Genomic DNA, 15,505 nt, shown 5'->3' on the forward strand with positions numbered 1-15,505 from the left:
ATTCATGGCGGGTCCAGGGTTCGGGGGCGGACAACAGGGCGGCGCGAAGCCGGCCCGCACGCCGTTGCAGCGCGTGCTCTACTGGGGCGCTGTGCTGGCGGTGTGGGGGCTGATCTTCCTGGTCGTCTTCTTCGCCGTCTTCGCCCGCGGCCTGCCGGACACCTCGACCCTCTATAATGTCGATCGCCAGCCCTCGATCACCTATTTGGACCGCAACGGGGCCCTGATCGCCACGCGGGGCACCCAGATGGCGCCCCCGGCCGATCTGGACAGCCTGCCCGACTATGTGCCGGCCGCCTTCATCGCCATCGAGGACCGGCGCTTCTATCACCACCCGGGTTTCGACCCCATCGGCATGATGAGGGCGGCGGTGCGGAACATGCGCGCCGGGCGGGTGGTCCAGGGCGGTTCGACCCTGACGCAGCAGCTGGCCAAGAACCTGTTCCTGACGCCCGACCAGAACATCCGCCGCAAGGTGCAGGAGCTGATGCTGGCCGTCTGGCTGGAGATGAAATTCTCCAAGAAGGAGATCCTGGCCCTCTATCTGAACCGGGTCTATTTCGGCGCCGGCGCCTATGGGATCGAGGCGGCGTCTCAACGCTATTTCGACAAGTCGGCCAAGAACCTGACCGTGGGCGAGGCCGCGCTGCTGGCCGGTCTGCTGAAGGCGCCGTCGCGCTATTCGCCGGTGTCCGAGAGCGAGCGGGCGGCGACCCGCGCCACCGTCGTCCTGAACGAGATGGAAGAGGCCGGCGTCATCACCGCCGCCCAGCGCGAGGAGGCCGTCACCCAGCCGGTCATCGTCTCGCGCACCCTGGCGACCCAGCACGCCCAGTATTTCATCGACTGGCTGGACAAGTCGATCCGCGGCCTGGTCGGCGAACCGACCGAGGACATGGTGGTCGAGACCACCCTGGACCTGACGCTGCAGACCTCGGCCGAACGCTCGGTGCGCCGCATCCTGGACCGGGACGAGGGCAAGGGCGTGCAGCAGGCTGCCCTGGTAGCCCTGGACGGCGACGGCCGGGTGCGGGCCATGATCGGCGGCGCCTCCTATGCCGACAGCCAGTTCAACCGCGCCACCGATGCGCGGCGCCAGGCGGGGTCGTCGTTCAAGCCCTTCGTCTATCTGGCGGCGGTCGAGGCCGGCTATACGCCCCAGACCCCGGTGGTCGACCAGCCCATCACCATCGGCAACTGGTCGCCCAAGAACTATTCCAACACCTTCAGCGGAAACATGACCCTGGCCCAGGCCGTGGCCCAGTCGACCAATACGGTCGCGGCCTATGTCGCCGACCAGATCGGCCGCGACAGCGTGGCCCGCGCCGCCCGCCGCCTGGGCATCGAGAGCCGCATCGGCCTGGAGCCCGCCATGGCCCTGGGCGCGGTCGAGGTCTCGCCGCTGGAAATGGCCACCGCCTATGACGCCTTCTCGAACGGCGGGCGCCGGGTCGAGGCCTATGGCATCAGCCGCATCCGCACGCCCCAGGGCCGGGTCATCTATCAGCGCTCGGGCGCCCAGAACGGCCAGGCGATCAACAATCCCTCGCTCTACTATATGAACGAGATGCTGCGCGGGGTGATGACCTCGGGCACCGGGCGCAGCGCGGCCATCGCCGGGCGCGATCTGGCCGGCAAGTCGGGCACGACCTCGGACTACAAGGACGCCTGGTTCGTCGGCTACACCGGCGGCTTCGTCACCGCCGTCTGGGTCGGCAAGGACGACAACACCGCCATGCGCGGCGTGACTGGCGGCTCGTCGCCCGCCGCCATCTGGAAGGGCTTCATGGAGGCGGCCCTGCCGCGCCTGAACGCGCCCCGCATCCCCAACGGCCCGCCGATGCCCGAAGGCTGGACCCCGCCCGATCCGGTCGGCGACCTGCTGTCCGGCATGGGCGAGGGCGGCGTCCCGGTCGAGCCGGTAGATCCGAACATCGGCGAACCCTATGTCGAACAGTCGGGTCAGCCGATTCCGCAACAGCCGGCGCCCAGGCAGCCGGTGGTCCGTCCGACCTCGCCCCAGCCGGGCCGCGACGCACCGGACCAGCAGCCGGAAGGCCGTCAGCCGGCTGAGAAAAAGTCGGACCCGCTGTTCTTCTGACGGTTGAGATGCATCGTCTCCTCCCCATGAAATGGGGAGGTGGCTCGAAGCGCAGCGGAGAGACGGAGGGGTTCTTCGCGCATCACTGGCGTCTGTGGGGCTTCAAGAACCCCTCCACCGCTTCGCGGTCCCCCTCCCCACTTTGTGGGGAGGAGACGATGCCGGCAGGCGTTTATCGCCCCACGGCGTGCAGGGCAGCGCCGTAGTCTCTCAGCCATTTGCGCCACGGCCTGTGGTCGCCGACCAGGCGTTCGACCACCGACCAGTAGGCCGGGCTGTGGTCGGCGTGGACCAGGTGGGCGACCTCGTGGGCGGCCAGGTAGTCGATGACCGGGGGCGGGGCCATGATCACCCGCCAGGAATAGCGGATGGTGCGGTTGTGCGGGCTGCACGAGCCCCAGCGTGACCTGGTGTCGGCAATCGCCATCTTGACGGGCTTCTGGCCCAGGGCGTGCAGGTGGTGGTCGGTCCGTTCCTGCAGGGTGTCGCGGGCCTCGCGTTTCAGCAGGTTCTCGACCCGGCGGGCGTAGGCCTCGCCCTCGCCGCCCGAGCGGATCACGGTTCCTTCTTCGACCAGCCGCGCCGCCCCGGCGCCGGGCACGGCCTCCAGCCGCACCGGCTTGCCGCGCAGGGAAATGACCTGGCCCGGCTCCAGCGGTCGGCTTTTCGGGCGGACGGCCAGACGTTCGGAAATCCACACGGCCCTGGTGCGGGCGAAGGCCACGGCCTGGGTCAGGCCGCGTTCGGTGGGGGCGATGACCACGGCCTCGCCCGCGCGCGCGTCGATTCGCACCGACAGACGTCGGGCGCGCGGATTGACGGACAGTCTGAGGATGGGGCCGCTGCCCCCCTCGTCAAGCGGCAGCCGCTGACCGTTGTGGTACGCCACTAGAGCCTGATCCGCTGAGGAGTAATCGCTTCGCGATTAAGCTGAAGCGGTGGATCAGGCTCCAGATTAAAGCGAGAGCGTGCTTCACGCTTCTGTCGGAACCGCGAAGCGGTTCCGTCAAAACCGATCATGCTCTAGGCCTCGTTTTGGGCGATGAAATCGCGGACGCGGGGATAGATCTCGTCGCGGAAGCGACGGCCGTTGAAGACGCCGTAGTGGCCCACGCCCGGCTGGACGTAAAGCACCCGTCGCGCGTCGGGGATATTGGGGCACAGGCCGTGCGCCGCCTGGGTCTGGCCGACGCCGGAGATGTCGTCCTTCTCGCCCTCGACCGTCATCAGGCCGATGTCGGTGATCCTGGACAGATCCACCTTGCGGCCGCGATGCTCCAGCAGGCCCCGCGCCAGAAGGTGCTGCTGGAAGACGATGTCGATGGTCTGGAGATAGAATTCTTCGGTCAGGTCCAGCACCGACAGATATTCGTCGTAGAACTCCTCGTGCTTCTCGACCCCGTCGCCGTCGCCGTCGATCAGGCTGTTGAAATAGTCCCAGTGGGCGTCGCGGTGGCGCGCCTCGTTCATCGACATGAAGCTGTAGAGCTGGACGAAGCCCGGATAGACCCGCCGCCCGAAGCCCGCATAGGGCAGGGGGACGGTGTGGATCATGTTCGACCGGAACCAGGTGAAGGGCTTGTCCTCCGCCAGCTGGTTGGTCACGGTCGGCGACAGGCGGGCGTCGATGGGCGAGCCCATGAAGGTCATGGACAGGGGGCGGTTGGCGTCGCCGTCCTCGGCCATCACGGCGCCGGCCGCCAGCACGGGCGGGCCGGGCTGGCAGACGCCGACGACATGGGCGCGGCCGCCCACCTGGGCCAGCATCAGGCGGATGTGGTCGATATAGTCGAAGAAGTCGAACTTGCCTTCCAGCGCCGGCACCTGACGGGCGTTGATCCAGTCGGTGACATAGACGTCGTGGTCCTGGAGGAAGGCTTCGACCGTACCGCGCAGCAGGGTGGCGTAGTGGCCCGACAGGGGGGCGACGATCAGGACGGCGGGGCCGGACGGCGGCTTCCCGACGCGCTTCAGGTCGCCGATGTTGCGGGCGAAGCGGACCAGGCGGCACCAGGGGCTCTGCCAGATCACCTGTTCGACGGTGCGGACCGGCTGACCCTCGATCGTGACCACCTCCAGCCCCCAGTCGGGCTTGCCGTAGCGGCGGGTCATGCTCTCGAACAGTTCGGCCGAGGCGTAGGCGGTGCGGCCTATGGCCGTGTCCGCCGCCGGGTTCAGCGGCGAGGTCCAGAACTGACGGGCCATCTGGGCGCCGACCCGCAGAGGCAGCGCCGACTGGTAGGCGAGTTCGTGAAACGCGTAGAGCATGACGATCCGGTATGGACGCCGCCGGGGCCGGCGGGCCGTTTGCTGCAGAGCAGCATACAGGGTTTCCCCGCCATCCGTCACTTATTCGCAGTTACGTCCAATCCTTGATCTCACGGCGCCTTCTCGCCGCCCCACGGACGTGGTCAGATGGCTGTGGATGTCCGGGGGGACGTCGTGGAGCAATCGATGCTGGTCACCCTGACCATCGCCGGCCTGATGGGCCTTCAGACGCCGACCGTCGGCCTGGTCTCCTACGAGGAGGCGGTGCGCTGCGCCGGCCTGACCCAGGCTGCGTCCGAACTGGAGGGCGGCGAGAGCGCCGAGGGCAAGAGCCTGTATGATTCCGCCCTCTACTGGTCCCTGGCGGCCATGCAGGCGGCGACGGCGGCCGGCAAGCCGACCCGTGTGGCCGAGGCTGACCAGACCCGCGCCCGGATCGAGGCGGTGCGCCAGTTGAACGCAGAGGCGCCGGCCGCCCGCACCGCCCTGCAACGCTGTCGCCAGAAGACGCCGGACCTGGACTGAAGATACCGCCGGTATGGTCAAGCTGAACCGGCCGGGCGGCGTTGCGTTTGCATCAGGACCATGGGGGGACGCGTCTTTCGTCCCGAAGCGGGATTTCAGAGGCGTCTGGCATGTTCGAATTCGGCCGTGATCTTCGCAAGCTGTTCGCCCAGGCGCGCGAGAGCGAGGATCTGGGCTGGATCGAGCTGATCGGCGTCGACTTGCTGGGCGCCGAGGCGCGGCGAGAATCCATCGACGCAGGCCGTGTCTCCTGCGCCCGTCCCTTCGAGACCGAGAGCCGCGCCGCCGCCCTGTGGCGAGAGCACGCCCGCCGCAGCGGCGACGCCGACAGCCTGGACCGGGCCGACCGCTGCGCCGAAAGCCTGTTGCGCGCCGCCGTGGGCGAGGACCAGGTGGCCCTGGCGGCCATGGACAAGGCCCTGGCCCTGATGCTGCGTTTCGACCTGTGCGGCGATCCCGCCTGCCTGGACCGCGCCCTGGCGGCGCTGGAGGCCGGGGGGCGCGTGCGCCGGTCACGCATTTCCGGTGAGATCGCCTCGGTTCACGCCCGGCTGCGCGCGCGCAAGGCGCGACTGTCCGGCGATGGCGCCGCCCTGATGGACGCCCTGGCCCTGATGGACGCGGCCCAGCACGCGACCGGTCCCAGGGATATCGACCTGCGGCTGGACCGCGCCGCCCTGGCGCTGGAGGCCGGGGTGGTGCAGCGTGATCCGCGCCTGCTGGACCAGGCGGGCCGCGACCTGGGCGCCCTGGTCGAGACCGCCTCGCCCGACTATCGTCCCCTGACCCGCGCCCGCGCCCTGGCCCTGTGCGGGGCCGGTCTGTCGGCCCTGGCCGCCGTCGCCGGTCACGCCGAGGCCCAGGCCCAGGGGCGGGTGATGTTCGAGGCCGCCGCCGACCAGTTCACCCCCGATCACAGTCCGCTGGACTGGGCCGCCATCCAGGTGCTGCGCGCCGGGGACGAGGCCCTGCCGCTGATGCTGCTGACCCAGGCCGAGATCCTGACCCAGGGCCATGGCCTGATCGTGGGCGCCCTGGTGCGCGAGCGTCGTTTGGCGCGTGAAGCCGCCCTGGCCGAGGCCGTGCGCGACCTCGCCGGGCTGGATCTGCTGGAGGGGCGTATCCGCGACCGTCTGGCCGAGGCGACGCCGCTGGACTGGACCGCCGATCAGATCGGACTGGGCGAACTGGCCTTGGCCCGCGCCCGCCTGGGCGGTCCCGCGCCGCGCAACCTGGCCCTGATCCTGAACGAGGCCGTCCTAACGGCGCGCGAACTGGGCGTGCCGGCCCTGGCGGACCGGGCCGGGACGCTGTTGTGGAAGTCGGGGCTGTAAAAAATCCCCCGTCACCCTCGGGCTTGTCCCGAGGGCCCACGGTCAGGATCCATGCGAGCGTCGCCGCTGGTCGCGACAGCCTGAGCCGTCCGACATTGATGCGCGCGGAGAGGTAGGCCCTCGGGACAAGCCCGAGGGTGACGGATCAGTGGCGCGGCCTCAACCGCCCATGGCCACGAAGGCGCCGTTCAGGAATTTCGGCTTGCCATAGGCCAGGCGCTGGCCGTCGTCGGACAGGACGCGGCCGCCGGCCGCCTCCAGCACCGCCTGGCCCGCCGCCGTGTCCCATTCCGAGGTCGGGCCGGAACGCGGATAGGCGTCGAAACGACCCTCGGCGATCAGGCAGAATTTCAGCGAGGAGTCCGTGCCCTGCCAGCGGGTGCAGCCGTGGCGGGCGGCGAGACGGGTCGCCTCCTCGTCGGTGACGCTGTGGCTGAGCAGGGCCATGCCCTCCTGCGGCCGATCGCGGACCTTGATCGGACGCCATTCGGTGCCGGAATGGGCCTCGCCCTCCTGCTGTTCGCCATACTGGCGGCGGAAGGCGCCGCCCTCGGGGGCGTCGGTGCGCCAAGTCGTCGCCGTCGCCGGCGCCGTGACCACGCCCGCCACCGGATAGCCCTGGTGCATCAGGGCGATGTTGACGGTGAAGGCCTCGCCCCCGCGCACGAAGCCCTTGGTGCCGTCCAGCGGGTCGATCAGCCAGAACCAGTCCTCGGCCGCGGCCGGGGCGCCGTCGGCGGCGACGGCTTCCTCCGCCACCGTCTGGACGCCGGGATAAAGGGCCGCCAGCCGCTCCAGGATCAGGGCCTCGGCGGCGCGGTCGGCCTGGGTGACGGGGCTGTCGTCGGACTTGGTCTCGACCGCCGTGCCGCTGCGCCAATAGGGCAGGATGACGCGCGCGGCGTCTTCGGCGATCTCAGCGAGGGCCAGGGACAGGGCGCCGGACTTCAGGTCGCGGGCCAGTTTCTTGGTAGGGGAGGTCGTCATTACGGGCTCGATAGACCATCGCGGCGGTTCCATGAACCGGCAAATCACGTCAGCTTCGCGCGCGACACGAACTGTGACCTGAACGCCGACGAGAGTATGCTGGCCGCCATGACCCCGAACGACGCCGCCCAAGCCCCTATGGACCAGCCTGCGGACCTGTCCGTGGACCTGCCCGTCGACGGAACCGAACTGGCTACCTATGTCGCCGCCAAGCTATGCCACGACTTCATAAGCCCGTCGGGCGCCATCGTCTCGGGTCTGGACCTGATGCGCGATCCGACGGCCCAGGACATGCGCGACGACGCCTTGTCCCTGATCGAGCAGAGCGCCCGCAAGATGGTCGCCCTGGTGCATTTCGCCCGCGTCGCCTTCGGTGCGGCGACCACCAGCGAACGCTTCAACGCCCGCGAGCTAGAGGCCCTGGTCGTCGGCCTGACCGACGGCGGGCGCGCCACCATGGACTGGCGCATCGCCGAAGGGGAATTCTCCAAGCCCCAGGCCCGCGCCCTGGTCAATCTGGCCTATCTGACCATCGGCGCCCTGCCGATGGGCGGCAATGCGGTGATCCAGTCGCGGGTCGAGGATGGAACCCTGGTTCTGGAAGGTCTGGCCGACGGCGCCCGCGCCCGGCTGAAACCCGAGGCGGTGACGGGCCTGGCGGGTCAGCGTCTGACGGAAGGTCTGGCGGGCCAGTGGATCCAGCCCTACTGGCTGTGGCTGACCGTCACCGAGGCCGGCGGCGCCCTGGAGGTGACGGTCGAGGACGGCCGGGTGATGTTCGACGCCAGAATGCCCCTGTGAGGCGTTTCCCAACGACTCGTTAACTGGCATTAGGCGATACTGAGCGACGCGTGACTTCGGCCGGAAGTCCCCGCGGTTCGGGAGCCCCGCCTTGGATTTCAAAACCTGCCTCATCGTCGACGACAGCCGGATCATCCGCAAGGTGGCCCGCCGGATCGTCGAGGGCCTCGGTTATGAGGTCGATGAGGCCGCTGACGGCGCGGAGGCCCTGGCCTATTGCTCCGGCGCCATGCCGGACATGCTGCTGATCGACTGGAACATGCCGGTGATGGACGGGCTGACCCTGCTGCGCCGCCTGCGCGCCCTGCCGGGCGGCGATCAGCCCAAGGTGCTGTTCTGCACCATCGAGACCCGCCCCGACCGCATCGCAGAGGCCCTGGCCGCCGGCGCCGACGACTATGTGATGAAGCCGTTCGACGGCGAGATCCTGCAATCCAAGCTGATGGAGGTCGGTGCGATCGCGGCATGACGCCTGAGGACTTCGACAAGCTCCAGGGTCTATTGGCCACCCGCGCCGGCTATCGGCTGACGCGGGATCGCATCCACCTGGCCGAACATCGGCTGGGCCCGATCGCGCGTCGCGAAGGCTATGCCAATGTCGAGGCCCTGCTGGCCAATCTGTGGGCGCACCCGGTGGCCTCGCTGGGCTGGGCGGTGATCGAGGCCCTGCTGAACGCCGAGACCTGGTTCCGTCGCGACCGCACTCCCTTCACCGTGCTGGAGAAGGAACTGCTGCCGGCCCTGGGCCGGGCGCGGGCCAACGGCCGGGTGCGGGTATGGTCGGCCGGCTGTTCGACGGGCCAGGAAGCCTGGTCCATCGCCATGACAGGCCATGAGATCGGCGTGCCGCTGGATCTGGTCGCCACCGACCTGTCGCAGCGCGCCATCGAGAAGGCCCGATCGGGCGTCTATACCGGGTTCGAGATCCAGCGCGGCCTGACCGCCCAGACCATGTTGCGCTGGTTCGAGCCGATCGAGGACAATTGGCGGGTGCGCGACGAACTGGCCGACACGGTCCGCTTCGGCCGCGCCAACCTGCTGGACGAGCCGACCGACGAGGCTCGTTTCGACGTCATCTTCTGCCGCAATGTGCTGGGCGACATGGAGCCGTCGCGCCGCGCCCGCGTGCTGGACGGGCTGGAGCGCCGCCTGGTCGACGACGGCTGCCTGTTCCTGGGCGCCGACGAACGGCTGGAAGGCGAGACCGTCGCCTTCCGTCCCGTCAGCGGCCGCAAGGGCCTGTATGTGAAGAGCCCCTCGACCCTGCGTCGCGCCGCCTGATCCTCCAGCGCAAGGCGGCCGATCAGGCCGCCATGATCTTCTGCAGCACCGACAGCGGCACGGATCCGTTGGCCAGAATCCTGTCGTGGAAGGCGCGCAGGTCGAAGCCGGGCCGCGCCTGGGCCTCGCGCCGCAGGCCGGCGATGACGGTGTGGCCGATCTTGTAGGAACAGGCCTGGCCCGGCATCACGCAATAGCGGTCGATCTCGCTGGCCGAGGCGTCGCCCGGCTTGGCGCCCGAGGCGAACATATAGTCGATGGCCTGCTGGCGGCTCCACCGCTCGTGATGCAGGCCGGTGTCGACCACCAGCCGCACGGCCCGGAACAGGTAGGAGCCCAGGAAGCCGACCCGTCCCAGCGGATTGTCGGCATAGACGTCCAGATCATCGGCCGCGACGCTCTCGGCGTACAGGGCCCAGCCCTCGTTGAAGGCCGAGAAGCCGCCGGCGCGACGATAGATGGGCAGGCTGTCCATCTCGCGCGCCAGGGCCACCTGCAGGTGATGGCCCGGCGAAGCCTCGTGATAGGTCAGGGTCGGCAGGGCGAATTTGGGCCAGTTCGCGGTGTCGCGCAGGTTGATGTAATAGGCGCCCGGCCGCGACCCATCCAGGGTCGGCGCCTGATAATAGCCGCCCGGCGCCCCGACCTGGATCGACGGCGGCACGCGCCGGATCTCGACCCGCGATTTCGGCAGATGGCCGAAGACGCGCGGCAGCAGGGGCTGCAGGGCCTCGACCTGGGCGTTCAGCGAGGCGATCAGTTCGACCTTGGCCTCGTCCGTGTTGGGCCACAGCTGGGCGGGGTCGGCGTTCAGGGCCGCGATCCGCTCGCCCACCGTGCCCTGGGTCAGGCCCTGGCTCTTCAGGATGGCGTCGATCTGGGCGCTGATCTCGGCGACCTGTTCCAGACCCATCCGGTGGATATCGCCGCCCGACAGGCCAGTGGTCGTATAGGTCTTCAGATTCTGGGCGTAGAGGTCGGCGCCGCGCGGGAAACGCCAGACGCCGGCGTCCTCGGAGGCCTTGGGCTGCAGGGCTTTCAGGGTCTCGGTCTGGCGCGCCAGCGCCGGCTTGACCCCTTCTTCGACCAGGGCGGCGGCGCGGGCGCTCCAGTCTCCGGCGATCCCCTTGTCGGCGGTCTTGCGGCCCAGCGCCTTGACGAAGGCCATGTCTGCGCCGGCCTGGCCGGACAGGGCGTCCAGCTGGCGCAGGGTCTTCTGCATCAGGACGGTGGACAGGATGATGTCCCGGTCGCCGTCGATCCGCACCCGCTCGGTCTCCTGATCCAGCACGCCCCCGAAGGCCTCGACGCGAGACAGGAAGGCCTCGGCGTCGTCCGCCGTCTCGATCCGGTGCTGGTTCTCCAGAAAGTCGGGCACGTTGAAATAGGCGCCGGACATCTGGGTCACGACATAGGCGCCCTGATAGCCCCCGCCGCCGACCGTGCCGTAGTCGAAGTCTGCGGCCCCGGCCGCCGTTTCCGCGTTGAAGGCGGCGATCTCGTAGGTGACGGCCGAGGCGGGGCTGAGTTCGGCCTTGGGGAAGGCCTGCAGCGTGCGCCAGCGTTCGATCGCCTTTGCCTTGTCGCGGGCGACATCGGCGGGGCCGCGCTGCGACAGACGGCCGGACAGCCAGGCCTTGTCGCCCTTGTCCAGGCCCAGACTGGTCGCGCTCTCGGGCCGCGCCTCGACGTCCGCGTTGAACCAGTCGGTCAGCAGGGCGTCCAGCCGCGCATCGGCGTTAGTGTCGGGGGCCTGGGCGAAGGCGGGCAGGGCCGTGACGACGCCCACACCGGCGGCGGACAGCATCAGGCGGCGACGGTCGATCATGGAATAAGCCCCTCACTGGAATCAGAGGAGGCATTGGTCGGCGCCCGGCCCGGTCTGGCAAGTCCGCACGCCGTCGCAGCGGCCTCAGCCCGCGTGCAGTTCCTGTTTGACCCGTTCCGCCAGTGTCTTGATGTCCAGCGGCTTGGGCAGGAAGGAGACGCCGACCTCGTCCTGCAGCAGGTCCGAGAAGTCGCTCTCGGCATAGCCGGAGATGAACATCACGGGGGCGTCGCCCAGGTATTTGCGGGCCTTCTTCAACAGGGACGGGCCGTCAAGACCGGGCATGATGACGTCGGAGATCATCATGTCGATCTGACCCGCGTGTTCCTCGGCCAGGATCAAGGCCTCCTCGCCGTCGGCGGCCTCGATCACCTCGTAGCCGCGCTGACGCAGCAGGCGGGCGGCGATGCCGCGCACGGCGTCCTCGTCCTCGACGAACAGGATGCGGCCGGCGCCGGACAGGTCGCGGGGCGCCTTGACCTTGACCTCGACCGGCTGGACCTCGGCCAGTTCGGCCTCGCCGGCGGCGGGCAGGAAGATGCGGAAGGCCGCCCCCATGCTCATGCCGTGCGGCCCCTCGATATTGGTGACCGAGATATGGCCGCCGGCCTGTTGCGCGATGCCATAGACGGTGGCCAGGCCCATGCCCGTGCCCTCGTTGACCGCCTTGGTGGTGAAGAAGGGCTCGAAGATCTTGTCGACCAGTTCGGGCGGCACGCCGGGGCCGGTGTCCGACACCTCGATCAGGGCGACCTCGTCCGTCGGGGCGTCGATCCAGCCAAGGTCGCGGGCCTGTTCGGCGGTCAGGCGGCGGGTCGAGATGGTCACCACGGCGTCGCCCGGTTCGACCACGCCGCGCATGGCGTCGCGGGCGTTGACCGCCAGGTTCATCACCGCGGTCTCCAACTGGCTCTTGTCAGCCAGGACCACCGGCAGGTCGCGGCCGTAGTCGGTTTCCAGCCGCACGTCCTCGCGCAGCAGGCGGCGCAGCAGGATGGCGAACTCGCCGACCAGTTCGCCTAGATCCAGACGCTCGCGCCGCACGGTCGACTTGCGCGAGAAGGCCAGCAGCTTGCGCACCAGATCGGCGGCGCGGATGGCGGTCTGGCGGATCTCGTTCAGCCCCTCGTAGGAGGGGTCGCCGACCGGATGGCGCTCCAGCAGGCCGGACAGCTGCAACTGGATCGCCGTCAGCAGATTGTTGAAGTCGTGGGCCACGCCGCCGGCCAGCTGGCCCACGGCCTGCATCTTCTGGGCCTGGGAAAGCTGCAGCTCCATCGACTTCTGCGACGAGACGTCGAACAGCCAGATGCGCTTCTGTTCCCCTTCGGGCGCCACATAGAGGTGCAGCATCTTGTCGGGATAGGCGCGGGCGACCAGTTCGATCGGGCCGGACGAGCCGCCGGCCAGTTTAAGCCGCGCCTCGGCCACGCCGCCGGGATCGAACAGATGGCCGAAGGCGGCGTCGCGCGCCGCATTGGGGCCGGTCAGGACGGCGAGGGCGGCGTTGGCCTCCTCCGCCTTGCCGGCGAACAGGTCGGGACCGCCGATCACGGCCGAGCCGAACGGGGCGCCGGCGGCCATGGCGCGCGACTCGCCGGAGGGCGCGCCGTTGGTCGGGGCGGCCGGGGCGGCGGCCAGGGGCAGGACCGCCTCTGGCGCGACCCGCATCAGAAAACGGTTGTCGCCGGCCTTGCCGATGACGACCTCGACCTCGCGCGCGCCGATCTGGACGATGGCGTGGCCCGGCTCGCCCTTCCGGGCCTGGGCGAAGGCCATGTAGAGGGCCTGGGCCGACTTGCCGCGCGGCAGGGCCGTGGTCGTGCCGTTGGCCTCGGCCCAGGCGGCGTTGAAGGCCAGGACCTGGCCCGAATCCCAGACCAGGGCCGCCGGCTCGGCCATGGCGTCCAGCAGGTCGACGGCGACGTCGCTGGACGGTTTGACCGTCTCGGCGCGGCGGAAGCCGAACAGGCCGATCAGGGCGATCAGCCCGGCCGTCACGATCAGGATCATGCCCGGCGCCGAGGTCGGATTGGCCCGGAACGCCGGATAGGCCAGGGCGGCGACGGCCGCCACGACCCCGAACGCCATCGCGGCCGAGAGCAGATCGAACGGAAGGCGTCGGGTGGACGTCATGCGGCCTCGCGAATCAGTGGGCTGATCATACGCTCAAATCCTGCTGCAACCCTTACGGCGGTCTTACCGGCGTTTGCGCGACTGGAAGACGAAGCCGATGATCTTGGCGGCGGCCTCGAAATGTTCCTTGGGTATGACCTCGTCCACCTCGACCGAGGCGTAGAGGGCGCGGGCCAGGGGCACGTTCTCGACGATCGGCACGTCATGTTCCTTGGCCACTTCGCGGATGCGCAGGGCCAGGGCGTCGACGCCCTTGGCGACGCAGATGGGCGCCCCGTCGCCCTGGGTCGGTTCGTAGCGCAGGGCCACCGAATAGTGGGTCGGGTTGGTGACGATGACCGTGGCCGTGGGCACGTTCTGCATCATCCGCTGGCGGCTGCGCTGGTTGCGGATCTGACGCAGCTTGGCCTTGACGTGCGGGTCGCCCTCGGTCTGCTTGTAGTCCTCCTTCATCTCCTCCTTGGTCATCCGCATCCGCTTGGCGAAGCGGAATTTCTGCCAGATGAAGTCGGCGCCCGCCGTGGCGCCCAGAAGGATGATGGCCGCCACGAACAGGGCCACGGCCATGTCCCGCGCCAGGGGCAGTATGGCCAGGGGGCTCATGGCCACCATGTTCTCGAACTCGCGGACGTGCGGCTTCAGCACCATCCAGCAGACGACGCAGACGGCGATCAGCTTCAGGAAGGTCTTCACGAACTGGACCAGGCCGTCCGGGCCGAAGATCCGCTTGAACCCGGACAGCGGGTTCACCATCGACCACTGGGGCTTGAGTTTTTCGGTGGTGAAGATCAGGCCGGACTGGGCCAGGTTGCCGCCCGCTCCGCCGATGATGGTCGCCAGCATGACGGCGCCCAGGAAGGGGGTCATGGCCCACAGGGCCCTGGCCAGAATCTGGTTGCCGGCGCCCGAGTTCAGCACGCCCAGCATCTGATGCGGCGCCGCGATGAAGGGCAGGAATTGTTCGGCCATCGATGAGGCGAACCATCCGCCGCAGGTCAGGATGACGGCCGCCGCCCCCGCCAGGGACAGGACCTGACCGACGTCCTGGGACTTGGCGACATCGCCCTTCTTGCGGGCCTCCTCGAGTTTTCGGGGTGTCGCCTCTTCTGTCTTGGATTCGGGATCGGCGCCTTCAGCCACCGGCGCCTCCCCCGAATGCGCCGGCCGCGAACACCTCGGCGAGGCGGCGGTAGCGGTCGATGAAGACGGTGCCCAGGGCCCCCAGGCTCAGGGCGAAGATCGACAGGCCCAGGATGACGCTCAGCGGGGCGGCGGCGAAATAGACCTGGAAGGACGGCATGACCCGCGCCACCAGACCGGAGGCCAGGTTGAAGATCAGGGCGAAGACCAGCACCGGCGCCGACAACTGGACCCCCAGCATGAAACTGTCGCCCAGGGTGCGGACCGCCATCTCGGTGAAGTCCGCCATCACCAGGGGTTGGGCCGGCGCGATCAGCCTGTAGGAGCCGACCATGCCGGCGATGAACAGGTGATGGGTGTTGGTGGCGAAGATCAGGGTCACGCCGAACAGCATCAGGAAGGAGGCGATGGTCGAGCCCGGCTGGGCCTGCAGCGGGTTGGCCGTCTGAGCGAAGCTGAGGGTGGTCTGCAGGGACACGATCTCGCCCGCCGTGGTCAGGGCCGTCATCATCAGCCGCAGCAGCAGGCCGATCATCAGTCCGGTGACCACCTCGCGGATGACCCAGCCGAACATGCCGCCCAGGCTGTCGGGCAGGCCGGGCAGGCTGGCGCGAACCACGGGCCACAGGACCAGGCTGATCAGCAGGGCCAGGGACAGGCGGATGCGCGGCGGCACATAGGCCTCGCCGAAGCCCGGCATGACCATCAGGATCGAGCCGATCCGGGCCAGGATCAATCCGCCGGCCCAGACCTGGTCGGCGGTGGCCCAGGACTCCACTACATGCCCGCGATGCGGGCCGCGATCTGACGCATGAAGCCGCCGAGCAGGGCGCCCATCAGCGGCAGGAACAGCAGCAGGGAGACGAAGATGGCGATGATCTTGGGCGCATAGATCAGGGTCTGTTCCTGGATCTGCGTCAGGGCCTGGAACAGGCCGATCACCACGCCGACCACCAGGCCGACGATCAGCACCGGCAGGCACAGCTGGATCGTCAGCCAGATGGCGTCGCGGCCCACGTCCAGAACTTCAGCGCCGTTCATCGGCCGCTCCCCAGAAAACTACTGGGCAGAAAATGCCGGGAGGATGGTTAACGGGACGCTAAC

At 69.1% G+C, this 15,505-nt stretch carries 14 protein-coding genes; 6 read left to right on the forward strand and 8 right to left on the reverse strand.

From position 1 onward, the window contains the following. The first annotated feature begins 4 nt into the window (after positions 1–4). Entirely contained in the window at positions 5–2,101 is a 2,097-nt protein-coding gene (locus ACIQ1T_RS09795) for a PBP1A family penicillin-binding protein (RefSeq protein WP_395944359.1), read from the forward strand. Positions 2,102–2,273: 172 nt separating this feature from the next. Here ACIQ1T_RS09795 and ACIQ1T_RS09800 read toward each other — a convergent pair whose 3' ends face one another. Further along, on the reverse strand, positions 2,274–2,990 hold the full coding sequence (locus ACIQ1T_RS09800; protein ID WP_395944360.1) for a M48 family metallopeptidase: 717 nt from the start codon (positions 2,988–2,990) through the stop codon (positions 2,274–2,276). A gap of 134 nt (positions 2,991–3,124) precedes the next feature. Continuing rightward, positions 3,125–4,369: a polyhydroxyalkanoate depolymerase gene (locus ACIQ1T_RS09805; RefSeq protein ID WP_395944361.1), complete on the reverse strand. Its 1,245-nt coding sequence runs from the start codon at positions 4,367–4,369 to the stop codon at positions 3,125–3,127. 147 nt (positions 4,370–4,516) lie between these two features. On the opposite strand from ACIQ1T_RS09805, the gene ACIQ1T_RS09810 reads away from it, so the two are divergent. Together ACIQ1T_RS09810 and ACIQ1T_RS09815 are read left to right on the forward strand one after the other, a co-directional pair. After that, the gene (locus ACIQ1T_RS09810) at positions 4,517–4,894 is read left to right on the forward strand and encodes a hypothetical protein (RefSeq protein WP_395944362.1); all 378 of its coding nucleotides are present in this window, start codon (positions 4,517–4,519) and stop codon (positions 4,892–4,894) included. 110 nt (positions 4,895–5,004) lie between these two features. Further along, positions 5,005–6,228: a hypothetical protein gene (locus ACIQ1T_RS09815; RefSeq protein ID WP_395944363.1), complete on the forward strand. Its 1,224-nt coding sequence runs from the start codon at positions 5,005–5,007 to the stop codon at positions 6,226–6,228. A 159-nt stretch (positions 6,229–6,387) separates the two neighbouring features. Here the strand turns inward: ACIQ1T_RS09815 and cysQ are convergent, their stop codons facing one another. Beyond that, positions 6,388–7,215 (reverse strand): 3'(2'),5'-bisphosphate nucleotidase CysQ, encoded by an 828-nt coding sequence (cysQ, locus tag ACIQ1T_RS09820; RefSeq protein WP_395944364.1) that lies wholly within the window; start codon positions 7,213–7,215, stop codon positions 6,388–6,390. 96 nt (positions 7,216–7,311) lie between these two features. Between cysQ and chpT the strand changes: the two genes are divergently transcribed. From chpT to ACIQ1T_RS09835, 3 genes are all read left to right on the forward strand, one after another. Then, the gene (gene chpT / locus ACIQ1T_RS09825) at positions 7,312–8,016 is read left to right on the forward strand and encodes a histidine phosphotransferase ChpT (protein ID WP_395944365.1); all 705 of its coding nucleotides are present in this window, start codon (positions 7,312–7,314) and stop codon (positions 8,014–8,016) included. Positions 8,017–8,107: 91 nt separating this feature from the next. Further along, positions 8,108–8,485 carry a response regulator gene (locus ACIQ1T_RS09830; RefSeq protein WP_395944366.1) on the forward strand — a complete coding sequence of 126 codons (378 nt, stop codon included), beginning with the start codon at positions 8,108–8,110 and terminating at the stop codon, positions 8,483–8,485. After that, positions 8,482–9,297 (forward strand): CheR family methyltransferase, encoded by an 816-nt coding sequence (locus ACIQ1T_RS09835; RefSeq protein WP_395944367.1) that lies wholly within the window; start codon positions 8,482–8,484, stop codon positions 9,295–9,297. The genes ACIQ1T_RS09830 and ACIQ1T_RS09835 overlap by 4 nt, the downstream gene beginning before the upstream one ends. 22 nt (positions 9,298–9,319) lie before the next feature. Here the strand turns inward: ACIQ1T_RS09835 and ACIQ1T_RS09840 are convergent, their stop codons facing one another. From ACIQ1T_RS09840 to fliQ, 5 genes are all read right to left on the reverse strand, one after another. Next, entirely contained in the window at positions 9,320–11,125 is a 1,806-nt protein-coding gene (locus ACIQ1T_RS09840) for a DUF885 domain-containing protein (protein WP_395944368.1), read from the reverse strand. Between the two features lie 84 nt (positions 11,126–11,209). Next, entirely contained in the window at positions 11,210–13,261 is a 2,052-nt protein-coding gene (gene cckA, locus ACIQ1T_RS09845) for a cell cycle histidine kinase CckA (protein WP_395944369.1), read from the reverse strand. Positions 13,262–13,324: 63 nt separating this feature from the next. Next, on the reverse strand, positions 13,325–14,401 hold the full coding sequence (gene flhB / locus ACIQ1T_RS09850; RefSeq protein WP_395944370.1) for a flagellar biosynthesis protein FlhB: 1,077 nt from the start codon (positions 14,399–14,401) through the stop codon (positions 13,325–13,327). Continuing rightward, on the reverse strand, positions 14,394–15,179 hold the full coding sequence (fliR, locus tag ACIQ1T_RS09855; RefSeq protein WP_395944371.1) for a flagellar biosynthetic protein FliR: 786 nt from the start codon (positions 15,177–15,179) through the stop codon (positions 14,394–14,396). The genes flhB and fliR overlap by 8 nt, the downstream gene beginning before the upstream one ends. Beyond that, positions 15,179–15,442 (reverse strand): flagellar biosynthesis protein FliQ, encoded by a 264-nt coding sequence (fliQ, locus tag ACIQ1T_RS09860; RefSeq protein WP_054764003.1) that lies wholly within the window; start codon positions 15,440–15,442, stop codon positions 15,179–15,181. The genes fliR and fliQ overlap by 1 nt, the downstream gene beginning before the upstream one ends. Positions 15,443–15,505: the final 63 nt, after the last annotated feature.

It is taken from the genome of Brevundimonas sp., from assembly GCF_044336875.1.
Classification (GTDB): Bacteria; Pseudomonadota; Alphaproteobacteria; order Caulobacterales; family Caulobacteraceae; genus Brevundimonas.